General features: G+C 69.6%; 5 protein-coding genes. 2 read left to right on the top strand and 3 right to left on the bottom strand.

The features are described 5' to 3' along the window. Window positions 1–2: 2 nt before the first annotated feature. Both J6U32_RS08435 and J6U32_RS08430 read left to right on the top strand, forming a co-directional pair. Entirely contained in the window at window positions 3–1817 is a 1815-nt protein-coding gene (locus J6U32_RS08435) for a hypothetical protein (RefSeq protein ID WP_208794661.1), read from the top strand. Window positions 1818–1903: 86 nt separating this feature from the next. Continuing rightward, window positions 1904–2797: a type IV toxin-antitoxin system AbiEi family antitoxin domain-containing protein gene (locus J6U32_RS08430; protein WP_208794659.1), complete on the top strand. Its 894-nt coding sequence runs from the start codon at window positions 1904–1906 to the stop codon at window positions 2795–2797. Here the strand turns inward: J6U32_RS08430 and J6U32_RS08425 are convergent. From J6U32_RS08425 to J6U32_RS08415, 3 genes are all read right to left on the bottom strand, one after another. Then, a complete protein-coding gene (locus tag J6U32_RS08425) occupies window positions 2752–4176 on the bottom strand; it encodes an alpha/beta hydrolase (RefSeq protein ID WP_208794658.1) in 1425 nt (474 codons plus the stop codon). The two genes, J6U32_RS08430 and J6U32_RS08425, sit on opposite strands and share 46 nt — an antisense overlap. Before the next feature lie 165 nt (window positions 4177–4341). Next, a complete protein-coding gene (locus J6U32_RS08420; RefSeq protein WP_208794657.1) occupies window positions 4342–22302 on the bottom strand; it encodes a non-ribosomal peptide synthetase in 17961 nt (5986 codons plus the stop codon). Then, window positions 22299–24113: a DUF4012 domain-containing protein gene (locus J6U32_RS08415; RefSeq protein WP_208794656.1), complete on the bottom strand. Its 1815-nt coding sequence runs from the start codon at window positions 24111–24113 to the stop codon at window positions 22299–22301. Before J6U32_RS08415 ends, J6U32_RS08420 begins: the two co-directional genes overlap by 4 nt.

The following is a 24113-nucleotide window of genomic DNA, read 5'->3' as shown; positions in this document are numbered from 1 at the left end:
CGATGGACATCGTCAACACCCCCGGCTACATCGATGGCGCCCACGGACCGCTGTTCGTCGTCGCGTCCATGCCGAAGTCGTCGTCGGTCACCGGGGCGGTCATCATCCTCCCCTCTCTGGCTAAGGAAGCCGGGCACACCGCCCGCGCCCTGAAGCAGCTCGCCGAGCGGCTTGCATCTCGAGGTCTCCTCGCCGTCCGCATCGACTACGCGTGCACCGGCGAGTCGGCGGGAGACCAGCGGCACCCGGGGGCAACCGATACATGGCTGGACAGCATTCGGTCCGTCATCGGCTTCGTCGGTGACCTCGGTGTCGAACGGGTCGCACTGGTCGGGCACCGGGCGGGCGCTCTCCTGGCACTGCAGGACTCGTCCGTGATCGGCGGGGCCGACGCAATGGTGTTGTGGGACCCGGTGATTCGTGGTCGCCACTTCGTTCGCGCGCAGAAGGCGCTGTATTCGGTCATGACGGCGACCCACGATGAGGTCCCCGCGAACGTGACGGCTCGGCCTGCCGAGCAGCACGTGCACCTCGTCGGTCTGACGCTGCACGACGCCGCGGCCAAGTCCCTCTCTGCGATGGCGCTCAACGCCGACACGGCGGGCGCGCTCGCCGGCACGGCCGCCCTGGCGCTGCTGCGCGACTCCGAACGGGAATCCGATCTCGGTCGTATGTTGACCGAGGCGCCGTCGGTCCGGGTCGAATCCCTTGGAGATCAGACCGATTTCCTGGAAGCGGCGAATCCCTGGGTCATCACCCTTCCCGACGAGGTCGACACCATCGTCTCCTGGCTCGGCGAACATCTCACGGGCCCAGCGGTTCCCGTGAACGTCGATCTCTCGCCTCAGGCAGCGGTCTCGACCTCGGCCGATGGCCGCGAGATCGTCACGCGAGTTCGCGTGCTGGCCGGCGACCGCCTCGTGTGGGATACGGCAATGGCCGGTCGGCACGGGCAGGCCCGCGAAATCCTGGTCACGCACTCGATCGGCCACGACATCCGGACCGGACCCGGGCGACTCTTCTACGAGCTCGCACTCGACATCGCCGAACGAGGCGGTCGCGTGATCCGATTCGACCGTGCAGGTGTCGGCGAATCCGGCATCGTCAGCACCGATGACACCTATATCCAGCTCTACAAGCGCGACTACGTCCGCGAGGGCAACAGGATCATCGACGCGATCGACCCGCCTGCCGGCGCAACGATCGCCCACGTCGGTATCTGCCTGGGCGGGTGGATGGCGTCACACGCTGCTCTCGAGACGCACCGTAGGAGACCAGATTCAATTCGGTCGCAGGCAGTTCTGGTGAATACGCTGCGATGGCGGCTGCGTCCCGCCAGATTCACCGGGGTGGTTGAACGCCGACACCGGACTGGCTTCTTCAGCGCCGGCCCCGACGACGCAGCATCCGCGGAACCAGCAGCGTCGTCCGCGAGGCGCCTCGGCAAACTCGACAAGAAGATCACCCGCCTCGTCGTCGGCGCCCTGCCTAAGTCGCTCTACACCTATCTGAGCCGAACGGTGATGGCACGCAACCCCGACGCGCTGGTCGGTTCGCTTCGCCATCAGGGCACGGGTGTCCGGATCGTTCTCGGCCCGGAGGATTACCGCACGTTCGACAAGTGGGGCGGCCCTGCGGGGTTCGCGAAACGCGGCTGGAAGGTACCGCTGTACGTGACGTCCTCCGGAGATCACGTCGCCTATCACGCCGACGTCCAGCAGGCCACGAAGGCGGCGTGTCTCGATGCGCTCGACCTCCCCGAGGTCGTGGTTCGTGTCGAGCAGGTTCCTCGCCGGATCGTCACGACGACGACGTAGGAGATGGTCTCGCCCACAGCGAACCGTCTACCACGTTTGCCGAGGGGATGGGGAACGTGACGGTGCTCGCGTGCGTCCAATGACGCATGAAATTGCCTCCCGGGCTCCTTTCCGTCGCGATGCGCCATGACGGAGTACTCACCGCTGCCGACTTCCGGGCCTTCGGGCTCAACCGCGCTGCGGTCCACCGCATGGTGGCTGCCGGCCAGCTGATCGGTGTTGCCCGCGGTGTGCACCGGCTGGCCGCTCATCCGCTCACCGCCCGCACACGTCTGCGGACGACGGTGCTACGCGTGGGTATGCAGCCCGTCCTATTGGGGGTCTGCGCGGCATGGTGGTGGGGACTCGTGGATCGGCATCCGCCGGTCATCACACTGACGATGCCGTCCGGGACTCGGCGAAAGCGGGTGCCCGGGAAGCGGATTCGCTACCGTGAGCTCGACACCGACGACGTGACCGTGCACTCCGGTCTGTCGATCACCGCGCTCCCGCTGACGGTCCTCGAGGCAGGGGTCGAGCAGGGCATCGAGATCGTCGACCGCGCGTTGCTCCGACGTCGGATGAGTGAGCAACAGTTGGTCGACGCATATCGACGGCGGCGCGGTCGTCGGAACGCGGCGACGATGGGAACCATCGTCACCTTGATCGGCGCCGGCGGCCGTTCATACGCCGAACGCATGGCGATCGACATCTTCACCGCACATGGCATCACCGGCTGGGTTGCGGGTCATCCAGCACCTCCCTACGAGATCGACTTCGCCTTCCCCGTGCATCGCGTCGCCGTCGAGATCGACGGGATGGCCCACCACAGCGACGCGGAGGCCTTTCAGCGAGACCGACGACGCGGCAACGACCTCAGCGCCGCCGGCTGGAATGTTCTGCACTTCACCTACAACGACCTCCTGTTTCGGCCCGACTACGTCGTCGAGCGGATTCAGCGGGCGTTGGCCGCCGCAGACGTAGTAGAAGGTATCGCGTAGGGCGAACCTTCTACTACGTCTCCAGCTGTGGTTGGCTCCGCACTCGGGGCCTCGGCTGGGGTGGTCGGCTGGGTGGTGGTCGGCGCTATCGGGGTGGGCTGGGCAGCCGGGGTCTCGGTGGCCGCTGTGGTGGGCTGCGACGTCGCCACCTCGACAGCGGGGGCCTGAGCGAGAGCCGGGGTTGGCTGGGACGTGGTCACCTCGGTGGCCGCCGCATCCTGTTGCACCTCCGCAGTAGATTTCTGCGCTGCCGACTTCTGCGCTGCCGACTTCTGCGCTGCCGACTTCTCCGCAGCCGCCGCCAGATCCGCTTCGATCTGGGCGGTGTCCGATGGCTGGGTCGACGCCCAGGAGAACCAGTTGTGCCCGCCGTTGGAGTAGGTGAACTCGACCGGCAAGTCCATCCGCTGGGCGGCGGCGTTGAGGATCACCGTCGAGGTGAGCGCACCGACCTCCAGTCCGACGCCGAGTAGCTCGGTGACGAGGGCGCCGGGAATGAGGATCGGCCACAACACAAGTGGTTGTTGTTGCAGCGTTTGCCAGGCGAGTTGGAGTTCACCGACTGACGGGATGCCGTTGCCGGTGGAGATGATGATGGTCTGCCCGTGGGCCTTCGCCTCGGCGATGCGGCTCAGGACGTCGTTGTCGGCCCAGGTGTTGCCCGCGCTCAACGGGAGTCCCCACATCGCCGACAGACCGTTGTCGATGTCGGCGCGCGCGGTCTGGATGATCGGGATGAGCACCCACCCCAGCGGGTTGTTGGTCTCGTAGAAACCCGAGTACGAGCGCGCCACGGCGAACACCTCGGGGTGGTTCAGCGCGACGATGACCGCCGGCGCCCCGGACATCGAGACACCGACGATCGCGTTGTCCGACGTCCCGATGTCGAAGTTCTCGTTCAGGTAGGCGGGCAATTCCTCGCCGAGGAAGGTATCCCATTGCGGTGCAGTGGTACTGCCGGTCGGCGCCGACTGCCAGTTGGTGTCCCACTCGCCCTTGCCACCGGCGGGCATCACCAGGTTGTAGCTGGTGCTGTAGGCGGCCAGCGCACCCGAGGTCGGCGTCGCCCAGTTGTTGTACTCGTCGTTCGACCCCAGGCCGTCGAGGAAATACACGGCCTGCTCGGTCTGGCCCGGTGCCTGATCCGATGCCCGCACCTGCACGACGACGTTGCGACCCAACGCCTCCGAGTAGAGGGTGCAGGTCTGGATGTGTTGGGCCTCCTCGTCCGGGGTCCGCCACTCGCATCCCGGACGAAGGGTGTCCGGGTCGACCGCACGCGCCTGTCCCGCCACCCCGATCAGCGCTCCGGCCGTCGAGGTCACCACCACCAGTGCGGTGACCACACGACGCCGCACACCGAATCCCCCACCACGCATGACTGAGCCTTCCGAGATCTCCCCCGACCCGGATCGACGACAACGATCTGCTCGTCATCGCAGAAAACAATACGGACAGCACACCCTCTACGCAGCACAAACGTCGACTTTGCTGTACCGATGCTCCTGGTCGCGTCGGCAAAGACGCGAGCGGTGGGTCGGGACTCAGCGCCCTCGGTCGGCGGCACGGTCCGCGACCAACTGCGCGACCCGCGCCATCACATCCGGCTCCCCCAACTCGGCGTGGGAGACGTCGAGCCGCGCCACCCGCGGCGTCGTACTCACCAACGACTCCCACCCGGAGATGTCACCGGTCTGTGCCGACGCGACGTAGAGCACCTCGTCGACGTCGACGCGACCGGTCCGATGCGCACGCACCGCAGCGATGAGAGCTCGCAACCGTTCGGCGACAACCACATCGGTCGTCGTGCCCTCCTGCGCCGGAGCCAGTGCCAACTCGTCGGGAGTCCGTGCGTCCATCAACACCAGCAGCTCGACCCGCTCACCGAGGTGGGTGAGTTGGCGGGCGATCTCATGGGCCAGGTTCCCGCCGATCGACCACCCGATCAGCCGGTAGGGTCCCGACGGCTGCCGACTGCGGATCGCGTCGACGTGACGCCGCGCGATGTCGGCCATACTGCCGGGCATCTCACCGGAAAGCAGTTCGGGGAGCTGAAGTCCCACGACCCGATGTCCCGACGTCGCAGCCAACGGGCGGAACGGTGTCGGCATGCCGCTCACGCCGTGCACCGCCCACAGGAGCGGCCGTCCGGGATCGTGGCCGGCACAGTCGAAGTCGACGACGCGCTCCTGGTCGGTGCCGACGCGCGCGAGTGCGGCGGCCACCCCGCGTGGGGTCGGATGGGCCACGAGATCGGCCAGATCCGGACACAGTCCGGTGTGATCGACAATCTCGGCATGCAGCCGCAGCAGCAGGAGCGAATGCCCGCCGAGGGCGAAGAAGTCGTCGTCGACGCCGGGTTCGCAGCCCAACACCGCATCGAACGCGGCGATCACCTGACGCTCCAGATCAGTCGCGGCACTGCAGCTTTCGACATCGATGCCACGCGATGAAGGCCCGGCGGGGTCAGGCAGCCGGGAGGTGTCGATCTTCCCGGTCACGGTGCGTGCGATCTCGTCGACTGCGATCACCTGGGCGGGCACCATATGTCGCGGTAGTCGCTGCCGGCAGGCTCGGCCCGCCTCGGCACCGCCCACGCCCGCCACATAGGCGACGAGCATCGGCCCCGCGGGTCCCGGCCGCATGACGGCCGCCGCCTGGGTGGCGCCCGCACCCATCAGGACGGCCTCGATCTCCGACGGCTCCACCCGCTGGCCCCGAAGCTTCACCTGCCGGTCCGTCCGGCCCACATACGTCAGCGCACCGTCGCCCTCGAGACGCACCCGGTCGCCGGTGCGATACATGCGGCCGCCGCCGGGGCAGGCCACAAAGCGCACCGACGTCAACGCGGTGTCACCCAGATAGCCCTGTGCCAGGGTATCTCCCGCGAGATACAGCTCGCCGTCGACGCCGGGTGGTACCGGTCGCAGCCAACGGTCGAGGACAACGACGGTGGTGCCGTCGACAGGCCTGCCGATCCGTACCGCCCCGTCCGGACGCACGGGTGCGAAGGTTGCCGCGACCGTGGCCTCGGTCGGGCCGTACACGTTGACGAGGTCGCAGCGCGCAGCCCACGTACGCGCGATCGACGGCGACAGCGCCTCACCCCCGACGAAGACCAGCCGTACCGATGTGAGGCGCTCGACGTCGACCGTCGCGAGTACCGACGGCGTTGCGATGAACACCGTGATCCGTTGCGTGACAAGCCACTCGGTCAACTCCGTCCCGGCGGTGATCCCGGCGGGTGCGACCACCAACCGCGCAGCGGCCGCCAGCGGCAGTACCATTTCCATGATCGACGGGTCGAAGCCGACGCTGACCATCGCCGCCACCCGGTCGTCGGATCGGATCGGGGCGATGGTCGCGAGCCGCCGTAACCCGCGGTGCCCGACGACCACCGCATTCGGTGTGCCGGTGGTACCCGACGTGGTGATCACATACGCCGCGGATGCCGGCGACACCCGCGCGACCGGCACCTCGGTCACCGACGCTCCCGACGTGGAGGGGCGCGGCGGAACATCGTTGTCGTACAACGGATATGCGCCGGTTCGCTCGAGAACTGCGCCGATCCGCGCCGGCGGATGTGCCACGTCGACGGGGACGGGCACCGCGCCGATCCGGGTGACGGCACGGAAGGCGACCTGCTGGCGTACGGACCGTTCGATGAGAATCGCCACCCGCTCACCACTGCGGATACCTCGCGCGCGCAACGCGTGTGCGGTCACCGCCACCCAGTCGTCGAGGTGCCGATAGCTCAGCTGCGTCGTGCCGTCGTCGAGGGCGATGCGCTCCTGCTGATGTGTAGCGGGTTCGGCGAACATGTCACCGAGTGTCGCGGGATCGGTGTACGGCGCTCCGTGCGCACTCGCCTCGATCAGCGACTGCTCGTCGGGCAACAGCAGATCGACCGAGGCCATGCGTGTTTCGGCCTCATCGACGAGGACCTGCAGCGCCTTCTCCATGCGCGCCATCAGGGTCTCGACGGTCGCACGAGCCGCCCACTGCGCCCGATGCGCGCAGAGGAGCATTCCGTCATCGACGATCACGCGCAGCGCGAAATCCCCCATCGGCGTGAGGGACTCGTCGACGTCACCCATCGCGGCAGGATCGAGGAGCGTCTGATCGGACGCGTCGGCACCCACCGTCAACGCCACCTCCGCCAACGAAGGAGCGGCCGACCCGGCGGTGACCCCGATCTCTCGCATCACCTCATCGAACGGAACCCACGAATGCTCAAGCGCCGCGATGTCGTCGTCTCGAACCCGATTCGCCCACTCTGCAAACGTCATTCGCGGGTCGAGACGTGTCCGCAGCACGACGGTCGCGACCAGCATCCCCACCACCTCGGACAGATCGGGGTCCCGTCGCAGGGACGTGGTGGTCGCGACGACGACGTCGTCGGTGCCCGACTGCACGGCCAGCGCCCACGCCAAGGCTGCGTGGACAAGGTGGAATCGGCTGACCCGCAGGCTCTGTGCGGCCACGTCAAGCTGCGGCCACAGCTTCGCCGGGAGCGCGCGCCGAGTGTGGACGATCCCGCCCTCGGCGTGAGGCAGGTGATCGAGGACGAGGGGCGCGGGCGGATCGGCCAGCACACGTTGCCAATACGCCAGTTCGCGGTCACGCGCAGCGGACTCGGCGGCCAGCAACCGGCGGCTCACCCACGCGGACGACGGAGCCGCCGCAAGCGTTCTGCCGGTGCAATTCGGCCCGCTCGCTGCGCTCCCGGCGCCGGGATGATTCGGCCCGCTCGCTTCGCTCCCGGCGCCGGGATGATTCGGCCCGCTCGCTTCGCTCCCGGCGCCGGGATGATTCGGCCCGCTGAGCAGCGCGGCCAGTTCCCGCTGCAACACCACCGCGGACTCACCGTCGAGCGCGATGTGATGCGCCACCACCAGCACCGCAGACACCGTCTGCTCATCGGAGGCGATCAGGCCCACCCGAACCGGTGGAGATGTGGCGAGCGAGTCGAACGGAGTCGCGAGCATCTCGCCGACCGCACCGGCGTCGAGCAGATCGATCGTCGGCTCCCAGGTGTCGAGCACCCGCTGGCGCGGCCCGTCGTCGAACATCGGATACACGGTGCGCAGCGCGCCATGCCGACCGATCAACGTACGCACCGCAGTTCGCACGTCCAGCACGCAGGGAAAATTCGGCCCACTCGCTTCGCTCCCGGTGCCGGGAAAATTCGGCCCACTCGCTTTGCTCCCGGCGCCGGCCCCACCGGGGATCGGCAAGAGCACCGGCACGTGATAACCGGGTTTGCCGAGTTCCGCGGCCATCCACATCCGTCGTTGCGGCCCGGTCAACGGGACGTCGCCGCCCTCGGTCGCACTCTGTTCAGTGTCGGGCGCAACACGCACCTCGCCGTCGTTCGCCGTCTCGGCGATCCGGCGATCCAGGCGCGCGGCGAACTCGCCGACGGTCGGATGATCGAACAACCACTTCGCCGACACCGTCCACCCGAGCTCCCGGGTGAGCAGCGAGGCCACCCGCGCCGCCGACAGCGAGGTACCGCCGAGATCGAAGAAGTCGGTATCCGCACGCACCGACGCGCGATCGACGGCCATGATCTCCGCGAACGCCGCGGCCACCGACTCCGAGGTGTCCGTGCCGCCGACGGTCTCCTCGCCGACGAGCTCACCACCCGCGCCCGCGAAGCCGACCAGTCCGTCGACGAGTTGGTCGGCCACCTCGTTCGCCGTCCGGGCACTCACCCGGGCCGAATACACCACCGTGAGCACCAGCGCCCCGTCACGGTCGCCGACAATCACCTCGAGATCATGGCCGGCGGCCTCGCGCTCGGGTACCACCTGCACCGGCTCGGCGCGCACCACTTCGCTCCCGGCGCCGGCCACACTCGGCCCGCTCGCTTCGCTCCCGGCGCCGGCCACACTCGGCCCGCTCGCTTCGCTCCCGGCGCCGGCCATAGCCGCGTCGGGCTCCGGCACCACGTCTTGCCCCACCAACAAGATCGACGTCAAGGGATCGTGAGTGGACCGGGCATTCGGGCACACCGCACGCACCACCGACTCGTACGGCACTTCCTGATGGCCGGCGACCCGCAGATGCGCCTCCCGCGCACACGCCACCGCGTCGGCGACAGTCGCACCCGGCTGCAGCCGGGTGCGCACCGCGACGGTGTTGACGAACATACCGACGACGCGCTCCCACTGCGGCGCCGAGCGCCCGTGCACGGGGACACCGACCACGACATCCCACTCCCCGGTCAGTCGCCCCAGCGTCGCGATCAGTGCGCCGTGGACGGCGTGAAAGACGCTCGTGCCCAACGCCGACGTCCGTTCCCGGAGCGCGAGGATCACCTGCGCGTCGATGTCCCGCACCACCCGGCCCCCGGTGTGGCCGGGCGGGCCCAGCACGACGGGTGCGCTCGCATCACCGAGTTCGGTGGTCCAGAAGGCGATGTCGCGGGTGAAGCGACTGGTGGGATCGTCCGGGTCGCCGAGGATGTCGCGCTGCCACCGGGTGTAGTCGGCATAGTCGGGTGCCGCCTCGGCGGGTAGTTCCGTCCGGTAGGCCGTCATCAGGTCGTCGAGCAGGATGCGCATCGACCATCCGTCGACGGCGATGTGGTGCAGGGTCAGCACCAGGTAGCCGCCGCCGAGGCCGGTCTCCCCCTCGTCACTGTCGTCGCCGCTGACGAACAGCCGTGCCCTGATGGCGGTCTCGCGTTCGAGGTCGAAGGGACGTGCGACTTCCGCCGCGATGGCGGCGCGGACCGCCGCAGTGCTGACCGACTGCACGACGAGGTCGGGAACGTCGATGGTGAGACGTTGTTCCGGTCCGCGACCGGTATCGGGAAAGACGGTGCGCAGCGACTCGTGCGCACCCACGACCGCGCGATACGCCCGGACGATCCGCGCGGGATCGTAGGATCCGCGAATCCGAAGGACGAGCGGGATGTGGTAGGTGGTGTCCTCGGGATCGAAGCGGTGGTGAATCCACATGCGCCGCTGCGGATATGCCAGCGGAAGATGCTCGGGACGCGGCGCGTGGTGCGGTATCGGGCCGGTGAGGTCTGCCGCGCAGTCGATCCGTCGGGCCAGCTCGCCGACGGTACGCGCGCGGAACACGACGTCGGCGTCGAGGTCACGAGAGGTCCGCGCGATGAGTCGGGACCGGACCCGGGCCGCCGACAGCGAGGTTCCGCCGAGCGCGAAGAAGTCGGTGTCCGAGCCGACCTCGGCGACCTCGCACTCGAGAACCTCGGCGAGCACCTCGGCAACCAGAAGCTCGTTCCGGGTTTCCACCGAATTCGCAGGCATCATTCGCTCCGCTCCCGGCGCCGGCTCCTGCGCGGCAACCGGATTCGGCAGCCGGTGGTGATCGATCTTGCCGCTCGGTCGGGTCGGGAAGCGGTCGACCACCGCGATCGCGGACGGAACCATGGTGCGCGGCAACACCGCGCGCGCTTGTTCACGCAACCGCTCGGGACGCGGCCGGTCGCCGGGCGCCGGGATGACCCACGAGACCAGCAGTGGCTCACCGGCCCGGTTGGTGCGCACCGCACTGGCGGCGGCCGCCACCCCAGGCAATCCGGCGAGCACGGCGTTGATCTCCTCGGCCTCCATCCGCACACCACGGATCTTGAGTTGGTCGTCGGCGCGACCGTGGATCACCAACGAGCCGTCGCCGCGCCGGTGGACCAGATCGCCGGTGCGATACATGCGGTCACCGTCGCCGAAGGGGCGCGCGACGAATCGCGAAGCGGTGGTGGAGGTGTCGGCGAGATACCCGCGCGCCAATGCGGCTCCGGCGACGTACAACTCGCCGACGGTGTAGTCGGGAACCGACTGCAGCGACGAATCCAACACCAGCGCTTCGATATTCGGGACGGGTGTGCCGATGCTCACGGCACCGGTGGTGTTCTGACGGTAGGTGGCGCTGCTGATCGCGACGGTCGTCTCGGTGGGCCCGTACTCGTTGGTCACCGACACCGACGACGTCCACCGGCTCAGGAGCGTGCGCGGCAACGCTTCTCCACCCACCACCACATGCCGCAGCCGCGCCACCTGGGCCGGGTCGAGGGTGCTCAGCACCGATGGTGTGGTCATCAGCACCGTCACCGCCAACCGTATGATCTCGGTGGCGAGTTCGGTTCCGGCCATCACCTCGGGTGGGCAGATGACGATGCATGCGCCCACCGCGCGCGCCGGCACCACACCCATCAGGTGGGCGTCGAATGCCGTGGTGTGGGTGTGCATCACCCGGTCGGTGGCGTCGAGTCCGAGTCGTTCGGCGGTGGTCAGCGCCCACGCGGCCAGCCCGCGATGGGTGATCTCCACACCCTTGGGTGTCCCGGTCGTCCCGGAGGTGAACGCGAGGTAGGCGACGTCGTCGAGTTGCAGTGTGCGGGTGCGATGTCGGGGTTCGAACTCGGTGACGCGGCGGGAGCGGTAGAGGTCGGGGTCGTCGAGTGCCACAACCGCGATCCTGACGGGCAGTCGGGGCGGACGATCGGCGCGCAGCGTCAGGATCGTCCGCGCCCCGGACCGCTGGATCAGTCGCTCCCGGCGTCGGGGTGGGTCCGCGGGGTCCAGATTGACGAATGCGGCGCCGACACGGGCCAGCGCCATCGTCGCGATCACATCGAAACACGATCGCGGCAGATGCTTCGCGACGACGTCCCCGGGGCCGAGGCCGCGATCCCGCAACGCCCACGCGAGAATCCGCACCAGCCGCTCGACGTCCGCGTGGTACAGGACCTCGCCGTATCCGGGAAAGCTATGTGTCACATCGATGATCGCCGGCCGCGTGGCGTCCGGCACGGGCTGACGATCGAGGAGCTCGGCAAGAGTGTGCGGCGCACGGGAGTGGGCAGAGATGACCGGCGTCTCCACGCTCGGCTGCGGCACCGGCGCGCGTGTCAGGGCGCGTACCGGCAGCGCGGGGTCGGCGGTGCCGTTTTCCAGGGTCTCGGTGATGGCGGTCAGGAGCGCATCGAGACGATCGCAGTCGGCGACCGAGTCCCGGCATGCGGCAACGAGATACGTCCGATCGCCGTCACGGCCGAGCATGATGTCCAGTGCGGCCTGAGTTCTGCCGGTCGTATCCAGCCCAGTCGTATCCAGCCCGGTCACGCTCAAGTCCGGTGGTATCTCCCCGACCACGACGTCGACGAGGGATCGGCCCGCACGTTCACGCTCCGGGTCGGCGATCGCGGCGATCTCGGACAACGGCAGATCCGAATGGTCGATCGCCCCGAGAACGCCGAGGGTGTTGCGGCGCAACAGTGTGGCGAAGGTGTCGTCCGGTTCGATGCGGGTGCGCAGCGGGACTGCCCGCGCGAAGAGCCCGCAGACCGTGCTCCATCGAGGATCGGTCCGTCCCGACACCGCCGTGCCCACGGTGCATTCCGACGCACCGCCGGCGGTCATGACGCGTTCCGCAGCAGCGGCCTGCCGAGTCAGGACCACGGCGATCGCGGTGTGCACCACGATGAACGGGGTACTCCCGACCGCGGCCGCGCACCGATCGATCCGCGTGGTCAGCTCCGTCGGAAATACCACTCGCCCGTGATGTGTGGCTCCCGATCCCGTCGCGGCGAGGTCCATGTCGGTCACGGTGAGCGGCACGATGGGTTCGGCGAACACCCGCGACCAGTAGCCGGTGAGACGGTCGCGGTGGCTGCGCACCATCGCTTGTCGCCATCTGCTGTACTGCCGGTAGTCGAGACGACGCGCGGAGTCGGTCGGTGGACCGGTTGTGAGTTCTCGGCGCAGCATGCGTGCGGTCTCGCCGTCGGCGCTGATGTGGTGGATCACGCACACCAGCCGATACCCGCCCGGCGTGTCGACGAGCCGCGCCCGCCAGGGCAGGGACACGGTGAGATCAATGGGGCGGCGAGCGATCTCGGCGAGGACCTCGTCGGCGGTGACGTCGGTGAGGGGATCGAGCGCACCGAGGTAGGCGTCGACTTCGTCGTCGGTCCACAGTCGTTGATAGGGCACCCCGTCGAGTTCCGGGAAGCCGGTTCGCAGGCCGTCGTGTCGGCGGACCAGTTCGGACACCCGACGCCGGATCTCGCGGGCGTCGGTGCCGGGTACCGGGACGATGCCGGCGAGCACGTAGCCGGGTTGGTCGGGGTCGGCGTGCCAGCGCAGCCACAGATCGAGTTGCTCCGGTGTCAGCGCCGGGTGATCGGGGTCGGTGCTCTCCTCCTCGACCTCCCACAGGTCCGGGACCGCGTCGTCGTCGACGATCGGCGAGGTCGACAACAACTGCGCCAGCCCGGCGATGGTGGGATGGGAGAACACCTCGGTAACACCGATTCTGCTGCCGTGCAGAGACAGTCGGGCGGCCAGGCGCGCCGCGGTCAACGAGTTGATGCCGAGGGTGACGAGGTCGGTGTCGGGGTCGAGCGGTGCCGATGCCGCTGGGTCGTCGCCGCTGTCGAGGCACTCACGAATCGCGGCGGCCACCATCTCCTCACGCGGTGTCAACGGCCGGCCGATACCGCTGGAGGAGTGCATCTTTCGGAGGAGTTCAGTCTGGTCGACCTTGCCGTTGGCGATCAGCGGCCACTCGTCGACGACGAGGATGCGGCTGGGCACCGCATAGGCGGGCAGTCGTTGCGCACACCACGAGATCAGGGCCGACTCAGAGGGTACCGCCTGCGCTGCGGCGCCCACGCGGACGGCCGCCAAGAGACGCGCTGCACTCGCGACTCCGTCCTGCAGCACCCGGCAGTCGAGGACGCCGGGCGCCGCGGTGAGCGCGGCAACAATCTCGGCCGGTTCGATGCGGAATCCGCGGATCTTCAGTTGGTCGTCGACGCGCCCGAGGAAGGCGATCCGCCGATCGGGCAACAGCCGCACCTGATCACCCGTGCGGTAGCGGCGGATGCCGTCGGGGCCGGCCACGAATCGCGTCGCGGTCGTCGAGGGGTCACCGAGATAGCCAAGCGCGAGTTGCGGCCCGGAGAGCTGGAGTTCGCCGCGTCCACCGAGCGGTACGGCCCGCCCGTGCCGATCGCAGACCTCGGCGTGGACGCCGTCAAGTGTTGTGCCGATGATCGGGCGGTCGTCGTCGAGGTCGATCTCCCCGCAGAGCACCTGCACGGTGGTCTCGGTGGGCCCATACATGGTGACCAGCCGTACCTCGGGGTACGCCGACGCCCATCCGCGCAACCGCGCCGGGTCGACGGCCTCACCCGCGAGGATCACTGTTCGCAGCGACGCCAGTGACACGTCGGCAGTGCCGGCGAGCGCTTGGAGCACCGAGGAATCGGTCAGTCGCGCAAACGCACTCGGGGTTTGCGCGCAGTGGGTCACGCGATGTCGGGTCTGGCCGGCGGCGAAGCGCGCCGGGTCGCGGACGTCGTCGTCGGAGAAGACGACGACCCGTCCGCCCGCGGCGAGCGGGCCGAACATCTCCCACACGGAGGCGTCGAAGGACAATGCGTGCGACCAGCTACCCACCATTTCACCGGTGCACCCGAGACGGGAGAGTGAGGCGCCGAGCATCGCGGCCATCGCGGTCCGGTCGACGACCACGCCCTTGGGTGCGCCGGTCGATCCCGACGTGTGGATGACGTAGGCGGCGCCGGGCACCGCGGGGCCGGTCCCGCTGTGGGCGGGGCTGATCTCGAGGCCCTCGCGAATCGTCGCACCGGGCCCGATTCGGCGGTACAGCAACCGTTGTCGCGCCGGTGGCAGGTCCGGGTCGACGGGCGCGAACACCGCGCCCGCGGCGAGCACACCCAGCGCGGCGACGACCGCCTCACTCCCCCGGCGCAATGCCAGCACGACCGTGGTCCCCGGGCGGGTCCCGGCCGCAAGCAACTTCTCGGCCACCTGCTCGGCACGACACCACAGATCGCGGTAGGTGAGCACATCCTCGGAGTCGACGATCGCCACGCCGCCGGAGGCGACAATCGCCACAGCGTCGGGCTGACGCGTCGCCATGGCGCGGACCGCGTCGACGGGATCGATCGACTGCGCAGAAACATTGGGGTGAACAGAAGTGGGCTGGGCGAGAACACCGGCAGGCAGACACTCGGCCACACACCGCACCGACCCGTCGGCCAAGCCGTTGAGGGCGGCGACGAAATACTCGAGCATCGGTTCCACCGCTGCGCCGTCGACCCAGGCGGGTGACGCCGTCACCTGCACCGACAGCGCTCCGTCGTCGACCGTACGCACCGTGAATTCGAGTGCGGTGCGGGTGATTCCCACATTGATCGGTGTGATGTCGGTGATCAGCGGTCCCGGTGAGTCAGGCAGCGCGGCGGCATGGTCGAGCAGCACGTCGGGCAGGGTCGCCGGCGCCGACGCGGCGTGAGCGGCAGCATCGGCGATCGTGCGGTGTGCGTGCGCGAGTGCCTCGTCGATCGGCAGCGCAACGACGGGGCGCCGGTCCGCCGTAACTGCCGACCACCGCACCGGAACAGTGGTGGCGCGCATACCGACGCGGGGTCCGCCGGGCAGGGCAACCGGGATCGCCGCGACGACGTCGTCGGAGTCGGTGACGGCGGCGAGTGTCGCGGCCAGTGCCACCCACAGTGCCGAATACAGAGTGGTGCCGGCTCCGGCCACCACCTCGTTGACCGCGGCGGCGGTGTCGGCGTCGATACGGCCCTCGTGGACCACTGCGGGTTTCTCGGCCGCCGGGCGCCGTCGGGGCGGTTCGGGGAGGGCGAGGTGTGCGGGTGCTCCGTCGAGAACCGTTCTCCAATAATCGGTGTCATCGTCGCGTACCGAGACCTGCAGCTCGTCGGGCTGCTCGACCCAGCGTGGGCTGCGACCGCGCAGGCGTGCCGTCAGCGCCGTGTGCAGGTCGTCGAGGAGTATCGGTACCGAGGCGCCGTCGACGGCGATGTGGTGGGCGACGAGCACGATGCCGGTGCCCACGGGTGAGTCGGCGAGCACCGCGCGCCATGCCGGGCGGGTGGTCAGATCGAAGGGGGCATTGACGATCTCGGCGGCCTGACTGGTGTCGGGGACCGTATCGCGTTGGTTGATCGGCGGATTCCCGGCGAGGGCGTCGGCGTGAAGGATGACGACCTCCGGAGTTGCGTCCCCGCGATCGGGAAACACCGCGCGCAGCATCGGATGCCGGTCGGCGAGATCGAGCAGCGCCGCCCGCACCACGGGCGCCTCGGCGCGAACCGTGAGTCGCAACGCCAGATGGTAGGCGGCCGAATCAGGCTGTCCGCGATGGGCATCCCACAGGGCGTGCTGGGCCGGCCACAGGCCGTCACGTGACCGTCTCCGTGGTGTGAGAGCGTCGGCGGCGATGAGTTCGGCCAGTCCGGCGATGGTCGGCGCGGCGAGGATGTCGGCGACCGTGACCGGCGTGCCCGGGCTCGACAGGCGTGCGGCAAGTCGCGCCGCCGACAACGAGTTTCCGCCGACGGAGAAGAAGTTGACATCGGGTCCCCACTGCTGAGGTCCCCACTCGAGCGACGCCTGCCCACCTGCTTGCGGCCCGGGTTCCCCGATGATCTCTGCCACCACCTCGGCGATGCGACGCTGTGCCGCGGTCAGCGGCACCGGGGTACCGGTGATCGTGGGCAGTCCCGCGATCAGCGCGTGCTTGTCGAGTTTGCCGTTGTCGGTGAGTGGCCAGCGCTCGACGACGCCGATGCGTGCGGGCATCAGATACCCGGGCAGCCGAGTGGCGCACGCGCGCTGCAGAACTGCTTCGCGCTCGTCGGCCGACACCTCGCCGGCGGTGGTGCCGTCGTCGGTGGTGTCGTCGTCGGCGGTGGTGCCGTCGATGACGAAGGCGAGGATCTGCTCGTCACCCGGTCGTGGCCCGCCGGCGATCACCACGCGTGCGTCGCGGACGCCGGGTGCCTCGACGAGGGCCGCGGCGATCTCGGCGGGCTCGACGCGATGGCCGCGCACCTGCATCTGATCGTCCGACCGGCCCAGGTAGACAAGCCGATCCGGTGCGATCAGCCGCACCACGTCGCCCGTGCGGTACATCCGTGTGCCGCACCCGTCGGGGTCGGCGACGAAGCGGCTCGCGGTCAGGGCCGGCGCGTGCAGGTAGCCGTCGGCGAGTTGCGCACCGCTGACGTACAGTTCGCCGAGTCCGCCCACCGGCACCGGACGCAGGTGCCGGTCGCGTACCGACCATCCGACACCGGCGAACGGGGTGCCGATGATGCTGCGGGCGTCGGCGGTGTCGACGTCGGCGGCGGTGAGGTGCACGGTGGTCTCGGTGATGCCGTACATGTTGATCAGGCGCACATGCGGATTGGCCTGCGCCCAGTCGTGCAGCGCGGGTGCCTGCAGCGCCTCGCCGCCGAACACGACGCACCGCAAGGCCGGCAACCGGGACCCGCTACCGTTCGATGCACCGGGATCGTCCGGTGCGGCGAGCCGAGCGAACGCGGTCGGGGTCTGCGAGAGAATGCTGACGCCACAGTCGTGCAGGGTTGCACTCAGCAGCACCGGATCCCGGCTCACCGGGCGGTCGACGATCACCACGCGGCCACCGGAACAGAGTGCGCCGAAGATCTCCCACACCGAGAAGTCGAAGGTGTGCGAGTGCGTCGCACTCCACACATCGGCGGGGGTGGCGTCGACGACGTCGAGGGCGGCACCGAGCATGGCGGCCAGCGCGGTACGCGACACCGCAACACCTTTAGGCCGTCCGGTCGATCCGGACGTGTGGATGACGTAGGCGATCCCCGGTCGGCGGGGCGCGGTCCCGAGGCCCGGGCCGGGTTCGATCAGCAGGTCGTCGCCCACGATCGCCGCCGGGGAGGTTCCCGCGATGAGTTCCACGGTGCGCGCGGGCGGATGCTCCGGGTCGAGCGGAACGTAGGCGGCGTCGGCCATCAGGGTCCCGACCATCGCCACCACGGTCTCGGCGCTGCGACCGAGTAGCAGGGCCACCCGGTCGCCCGCCCGGACCCCGATACGACGCAGGTCCATCGCCATCTCGAATGCGCGCGTGGACAGTTGCTCGTAGGTCATCGACGTTCGGGCGTCGGTGACGGCGATGGCGTGCGGGGTGGCGCCGACGTGTGCGAGTAGTGCGTGGATCGGGTCGGTGCCCGCCACCGGGCATTCGGGGGCGACGGGATGTCCGCTCGGGGTGCACGACCCGACGAGGGTGTCCGGGTCTGCGAGTGCCAGCCGGGTCAGGGTGCCGACCACGTGGTCGAGGAGAGTCGCGGCGCCGTCGGGGTCGACGCGGTCGGGTGCCACCGTCAACGACAGGCGCAGAGCGTCTCCGCTCTCGTCGACGACGAATTCCAGTGCGGTGCGGGCTTTCCCGGTCCGGATCGGCGTGGCCGAGCGGATCAGTGCGCGCCGCGACAGCCCGGTGTCACGGCCGAGTTCGGTGCCGTCCATCGTATTCGCCTGCGCCAGCACCACATCGGCGAGCTGTGCGGGCGCGGTGTCGGCGTGGCGCATCCCGGCCTGCAGTGCCGCCACCGATCCCGCGAGCGCCTCGGCGACGGTCTGCGAGCCGAGTGCGCGGGCCCGTACCGGGACCGTGCGGACAAACATGCCGACGCGCTCGAGATCGGACGAGCTGGAACGTCCGGAGGTCGGCACCGAAATGACGACGTCGTCGGCGCCGGCAACACCGGCGAGAACGGCGGCCACGGCCACCCGGACCAACGCCTGCAGCGTGGCGCCGGCGCCGGCGGCTTGGGCGGTGGCCGCCACCGAGAGTCTCGCGTCGATGACCCGTTCCAGATGAACCGCCTCGGTATGCCCCTCACGGGTCGTGCGGGCCTCGGGCAGTGCGAGTCGCGTGGGTGCACCGGCGAGGGCTTCGCGCCAGTAGCTGTGTCCCGCATCGGAATCGGTGACGGCTCGCCCGCTTCCGAAGTCGCCCGGTCCGGGGAACTCCGGCAGCCGGCGGCGGGTGCGTGCGGTGACCGCGATCAGCATGTCGCGCACCAGGATCGGGATCGACCACCCGTCCACCGCGATGTGATGGACGACGAACACCATCGACACCGCGCCGCGGCTGTCGTCGAGGACGGCGCGCCACGGCGGATCGACGGTGAGGTCGAAGGGGGCGGCCACCACGGAGCGAACAGTGCTCGGGTTCAACGTATCCCGGGTGATCGGCATCGCGTCGACCATCGCCTGGGTGGGTAGTAGACGCATGGTCGGGGTGCCGTCGGGCCGGGCGGGGAAGACGCGGCGCAGCGCCTCGTGATGCAGGGCGAGATCGGTCAGCGCCGATGTCACAAGATCCGCGGTCACGGGATCCGCGGTCATGGGATCCGCGGTCACCGGCCCGGTTGCCGTACCCGGCGCGAACTCGACGCGCACGGCGAGGTGGTACACGTGGTCGGCCGGGTCGGTGCGGTGCAACGCCCAGATCTGGTGCTGCACCGGCGTCACGACCGGCGTGGTCGCCGGCGCGGTGGCGGCGGTGAGGTCGCCGGCGCCGACGCGTGCGGCGATCTCGGCCAGGGTGGTCGCCGGGGTCAGCTCGCCGATGCGCAGCGGACGGCCCACCCGTGTGCCGAGGCGCGCCATGATCTCCAGCATTGTCAGCGAGGTGCCACCCAGGTCGATGACCGCGGCGGCCATCGACACCCGTTCCACCCGAAGCACATCGGAGACGATCTCACCGAGCGCGCATTCGACGTCGGAGGTGGCGGCCACGAATTCCGGTTCGTGCAGCGCGATCCCGGCCACGACACGTGCCACCGCGTCGCGATCGATCTTGCCGGTCGGTCCGGTCGGCAGCCGATCGAGCACCAGCACCCGCCGCGGCCACATGACCGACGGCAGGGTCGCGATGAGATGCGCCCGTACCGACCGCTCGAGACCGTCGTCGCCCGGTACGGCATCGGTTCCCACACAGGCGATGTCGAGAGCCAGGTCGCCATCGGGTGCGCGGTGGGCGACGACGACCGCGGCACCGACTCCGTCGACCTCCGTGGCGGCGTTCTCGATCTCGGCCGGTTCGACGCGGACCCCGCGGACCGAGAGTTGGCCGTCGGCGCGGCCGACGAAGACGAGATCGCCGGTGGCCGGGTCATGGCGGGCGAGATCGCCGGTCCGGTACATCCGGACGCCGTCGCGCCACGGGCAGGCGAGGAATCTCGTCGCGGTGAGGCCGGGACGACTCCGATATCCCTGCGCGAGTTGCGGTCCGCACAGATAGAGTTCGCCGATCACTCCGTCCGGCGCGGGGCGCAGCCGGTGATCGAGGATCAGCGCGGACATCCCCGGGACCGGCCGTCCGATGGACACCGGCCGGTCGAGGTGGACGTCGGCGGTGATCGGCGCGGCCGTCGCATACAGCGTCGCCTCGGCGGGACCGTAGGTGTTGAACACCCGGCGCCCACCACCCGGGCCCGTTTGTCCACCCGTGATGCGGGCCGCCAGCGCCGGTGAGAGCACTTCCCCGATCGCCGAGACCGTCTCCGGGAGCGTGTGCGCGGGAATCCGGTTCAGGAAGGTCGGGGTGGCCATCAGGTGGGTGATGCGGTGATCGAGCAGCGCGCGGCCGAGGTCGGCGTCGAGTCCGGCGGCCGGGATCAGGGTGTGCCCCAGTGCGGCACACACCAGCATCTCGAAGTGGGCCATGTCGAACATCGGTGATGCCACCGAAAGCCAGCGCGCCCCATCCTTGTCAGCTCGATACCCGAGGTCACCGGTCCCGAATCGGGCTCGCATGTCGCGCGCGATGGCGGCCGGCCCGGTGTGCGGGACGACGACGCCCTTGGGTTCGCCGGTACTGCCGGAGGTGAACACGATGTAGGCGGCGTCGGCCGGATGCGGTGCCGGTAGCCGGCCGGCGCGTGGGTTGACGTGGGCGAGGTCGTCGAGGGTTATCGACGGAATGCCCGTCCGCGCACCATGTTCGGTGTTGGTGGCGAGGATGAGGACCGGAGTGGCCGTCGCAAGCATCCGGTCGATCCGCGCGCTCGGCTGCGCCGGGTCGATCAGCACGATCGTCGCACCGCTGCGCGCCACCGCCCACCAGGCGATGACCTGATCGACGCCGCGGCGCATCAGCACCACCACCCGGGTGCCGGGCCGGGCCCCGAGCGCCGAGAGCCGGGGCGCGAGGTCGGCGGTGCGCCCGTCGAGATCGGCGAAGGTCACCACGGGCTCGCCCAGGAGGCTGCCGTCGACGGCCACGCCGTTTCCGGCGCGGGCGACCGTGGCGGCGATGAGGTCCGGCATTGTGTCCGTGGGACTTTCGGTGCCGGGCACCTCGGGTGTACGCGCGGGCAGTGGCAGGTCATCGATGATGACGCGCGCGGCCCCGGGGGCGGTCAGTGCGTCGGCGAGTGCGCCGAGCATCGCGAGCAGTCCGTCGTGGAACGCCGTCACCTCGGCCGGGTCGTAGCGGCGCGGGTTGGCCTCGATCTCCACTATGAAGGTGCCGGTGTCGGTGGATTGGGCGAGAGTTCCAGACGGGAACACGTTGATGGCCAGGTCTTCTGCCGGCCCGGTGGTCACCGAGGAGAATCGGACGGTCGTCTCGCCGAATCGCATCTCACGGTCGAAGAGCATCAGGTTGAGGACCGGTCCGCCGGTGTGATCGCCGTGTTCGGTGACGATGTCCTCGAACCGGTACCGCTGATGACGTAGTGCGCCGAGCATCGCCCGCTCGGTGGTGCGCACGGCGGCGTGGATCTCGGTGCGTCGGCCGACGCCGGCGCGTAGCGGCACGAAGTTGATGGTCGGCAGTGGTGTGGCGCGCAGTGCGGCCGTCGTCCGTGCGGCCACGGCGAGGGTCAGCGCCCCGTCGGCGTCGCCGGTGCGGCGGCTCAGATAGCCTGCGGCGGCGGTCGCGATCAGTGTCGGCAGACTGGTGGGAATGGCCGTGATAAGCTCGCGGATCGTGTCCATCGTCGCCATCGGGATCGGTGCCGCCACCGTGTGATTGCGGGAGGCCGGGCCGCCCGAACGGTGCGCGGGCGAGGTCGCGGGGTCGCGGCCGGCGAGGGCCTCACGCCAGTAGTCGGCGTCGCGGGCGCGGCGCGACGAGCTCTGGTAGGCGTGGTCGGCGGTGGGTGCGGCGGCGAGGTCGGCGACGGGCACCGGCGGTGCGCTCGAGTCGCGGGTCAGGCAGCGGCGCAACGTGATCAGGAGGTTGTCGCGGGTGGCGACGCCGTCGGTGGTCAGGTGGTGGGCGCGGTTGTAGAGCAGGTGGCGATGGTGCCCGAGCCGAAACAGGATGGCCCTTGCGAGCCGGTCGGCGGTGACGTCCACCGCGCGGTGTAAGTCGGCGTCGATGATCTCGCACGCGGCGGCGCGCGGGTCCGACTGGTCACCGACGTCGACGTATTCGGTGTGATCGTGTAGTGCCGGATCGTAGACGCAGCGGGGTCCGTCGGGCCCTTCCTCGAAGCGCAACTGCATCATCCGCATCCGGCGGGTCTGCTCGGCGAGTTCGGTGAGGAAGTACTCGCGGTCGAGCGGACCCTCGATGTCGGTCACCTGCGCCATGTTCAACGGCACCGACGGCATCGCCTGCTGCCGCAACCAGAAGAAGCGTTGCGCCGCGGTCAGTTCGGTCACCTGGATCTTCTCGGTCATGGCGATCCCTGTGCCCTCTGCCCGGTCGCTGCACCGCACGACGGCACCGACACATGCACGAGCGGGGTGTCGACGAGCGGCTGCACCGGCACCTGTGCCTCGCCGCGGGCCGAGGTGGGTTCGGTCAGTGTCACCTCGAGGACACTGCGCTGACCGGGTGCCAGTGGTACGCGGGTGCGGACCATCGGACGACCGTGGAGTTCGCTGGTGCCGTAGAGCACCGATTGTCCGTCGAGGGTGACCTTGCGGACCTGCGCGCCGCGCGTCAGCGCGATCTGCACGCCGGCCGCATTGGTGCCCGGTGGCAGGCCGCTGCCCACCGCTCCCATCGAACCGATCACGTACTGCGGCAACGAGAGATCGGTGACGGTGTTGGTCAGCGTCACCCGTGCGGTCGCATCACGCATGTCGGCAGAGCAGTCACCTGCGGCGTAGCTCAGTTCGCGGCGCAGGTAGTAGTCGAGTTTGTTACCCGCCGCATTGGTGATGGTCGCGTCCATCAGCGGGGCCGAATCGTCGGGTAACTGATGTGCCAGCGGAGTGGAAGCGATGATGTCCTGCTCATCGGATCTGCTGCTGTAGAGCATGATCCGACGTTCCTCCACGCCGCGGCCGAGTGCTTCCAGGAGCCGTCCCGCATCGGCGTGGGCGCCGAGGACGTCGGCGACGACGGTGCGGGAGATGGTCTGCAGGTAGGCCTTGCGTGCGGTGTTGTCATCGGCGAAGCGGGTGTAGACCTGCGACAAGGTGAGCGGGACGACGTTGTCGGCGGTGATCTGTTCGCCCGACGGCAACCGCACCGGCCCCGTCACGCGGAGTACGTAGCTCAGGGCGATCGGGTCGAGTGCCGCTGCCCCGTCGAGGGCCATGCCGGTCTGTGCCTGCCAGTTGGCCATCCAGATCTTCGCGGCGTCGGTGAAGTCGGGGCTCAGGTTGCTGTTGCGGAAGTCGGTGTAGGGCTCGACCGTCGAGTACAGGGTGTCGAAGCCGTCACCGAGGTCGATCTGCGGGCTACTCGGGCGGAACATGTCGATGTTGCGGCCGGTCTCGGCGGCGCGCAGGTGCCCGTCCTCGGCGCGGATGACGATGAATCCGCCGACCAGTCCGCCGGTTCCGCGGGCCTCCGACGGTGTTTGCAAGGCCACGAAGTAGTTGCGGGGGCCGTCGGCGCCGAGCATCGCCGGGGCCAGTCGCGCCGCGACCGAGGTGCCCTGCGCGGTGCGCGCGGCCGAGTCCAGTTGCGCTGCGAGGTCGGTGCGCGCCTTGGCGACCGGCCCGAGCCAGCTGCCGTCGATACCGTGGGCGCGCTGCGCGAGACGGGTGGCGTCGTCGGCCATCGCGGTGATGCGCGGGGCGGCGCTGCGCAGGGCCGTGACGTCGACGCCGTTGTCGGCGGTGCGCAGCGTCGACGGTCCGATCGTGCCGGCCAGTGCAGCGCTCGGGACGAGCACCTCGTCGCTGAATCGGGTGACGGTGTCGGTCATCTCACGCACGCTGGCCAAGGGCCGGCCCAACCACGGTACCGCTGCCGTGGCCCGCCAGAGGGGGTCGTTGGTGGCGGCGTAGGCGTCGGCCGCCGAGTCACGTACGGCCGACGCCTCCCCCGACGCCTTCCGCGAATCACCGGACAGCAGCGACGCTTTCGCGGTCACCGCGTGATCCTGCGCTTCGTGGAGGGCCGACCGCGCCTGTTCGGCGCGGACACCCAGATAGCAGCCCACCGCGACCAGTGCGGCCAGCAGGAGCGCGCTGCCGAGCCAGACCCGCCGCGATGGCCGCAGCCGATGAACCCTCGTCTCGGGTGCGCTCAT

The sequence above is a fragment of the Gordonia polyisoprenivorans genome (assembly GCF_017654315.1).
In the GTDB taxonomy this organism is placed as follows: domain Bacteria; phylum Actinomycetota; class Actinomycetes; order Mycobacteriales; family Mycobacteriaceae; genus Gordonia; species Gordonia polyisoprenivorans_A.
The sequence above is the reverse complement of the archived record's forward strand: the minus strand, read 5'-3'. Positions and strand labels throughout refer to the sequence as shown.

Bases quoted from the DNA above. Each gene is read 5' to 3' on its own strand.
- J6U32_RS08435 (WP_208794661.1), top strand. From the start codon at position 3: ATGGACATCGTCAACACCCCCGGCTACATCGATGGCGCCCACGGACCG.
- J6U32_RS08430 (WP_208794659.1), top strand. From the start codon at position 1,904: ATGAAATTGCCTCCCGGGCTCCTTTCCGTCGCGATGCGCCATGACGGA.
- J6U32_RS08425 (WP_208794658.1), bottom strand. From the start codon at position 4,176: ATGCGTGGTGGGGGATTCGGTGTGCGGCGTCGTGTGGTCACCGCACTG.
- J6U32_RS08420 (WP_208794657.1), bottom strand. From the start codon at position 22,302: ATGACCGAGAAGATCCAGGTGACCGAACTGACCGCGGCGCAACGCTTC.
- J6U32_RS08415 (WP_208794656.1), bottom strand. From the start codon at position 24,113: ATGAGCGCACCCGAGACGAGGGTTCATCGGCTGCGGCCATCGCGGCGG.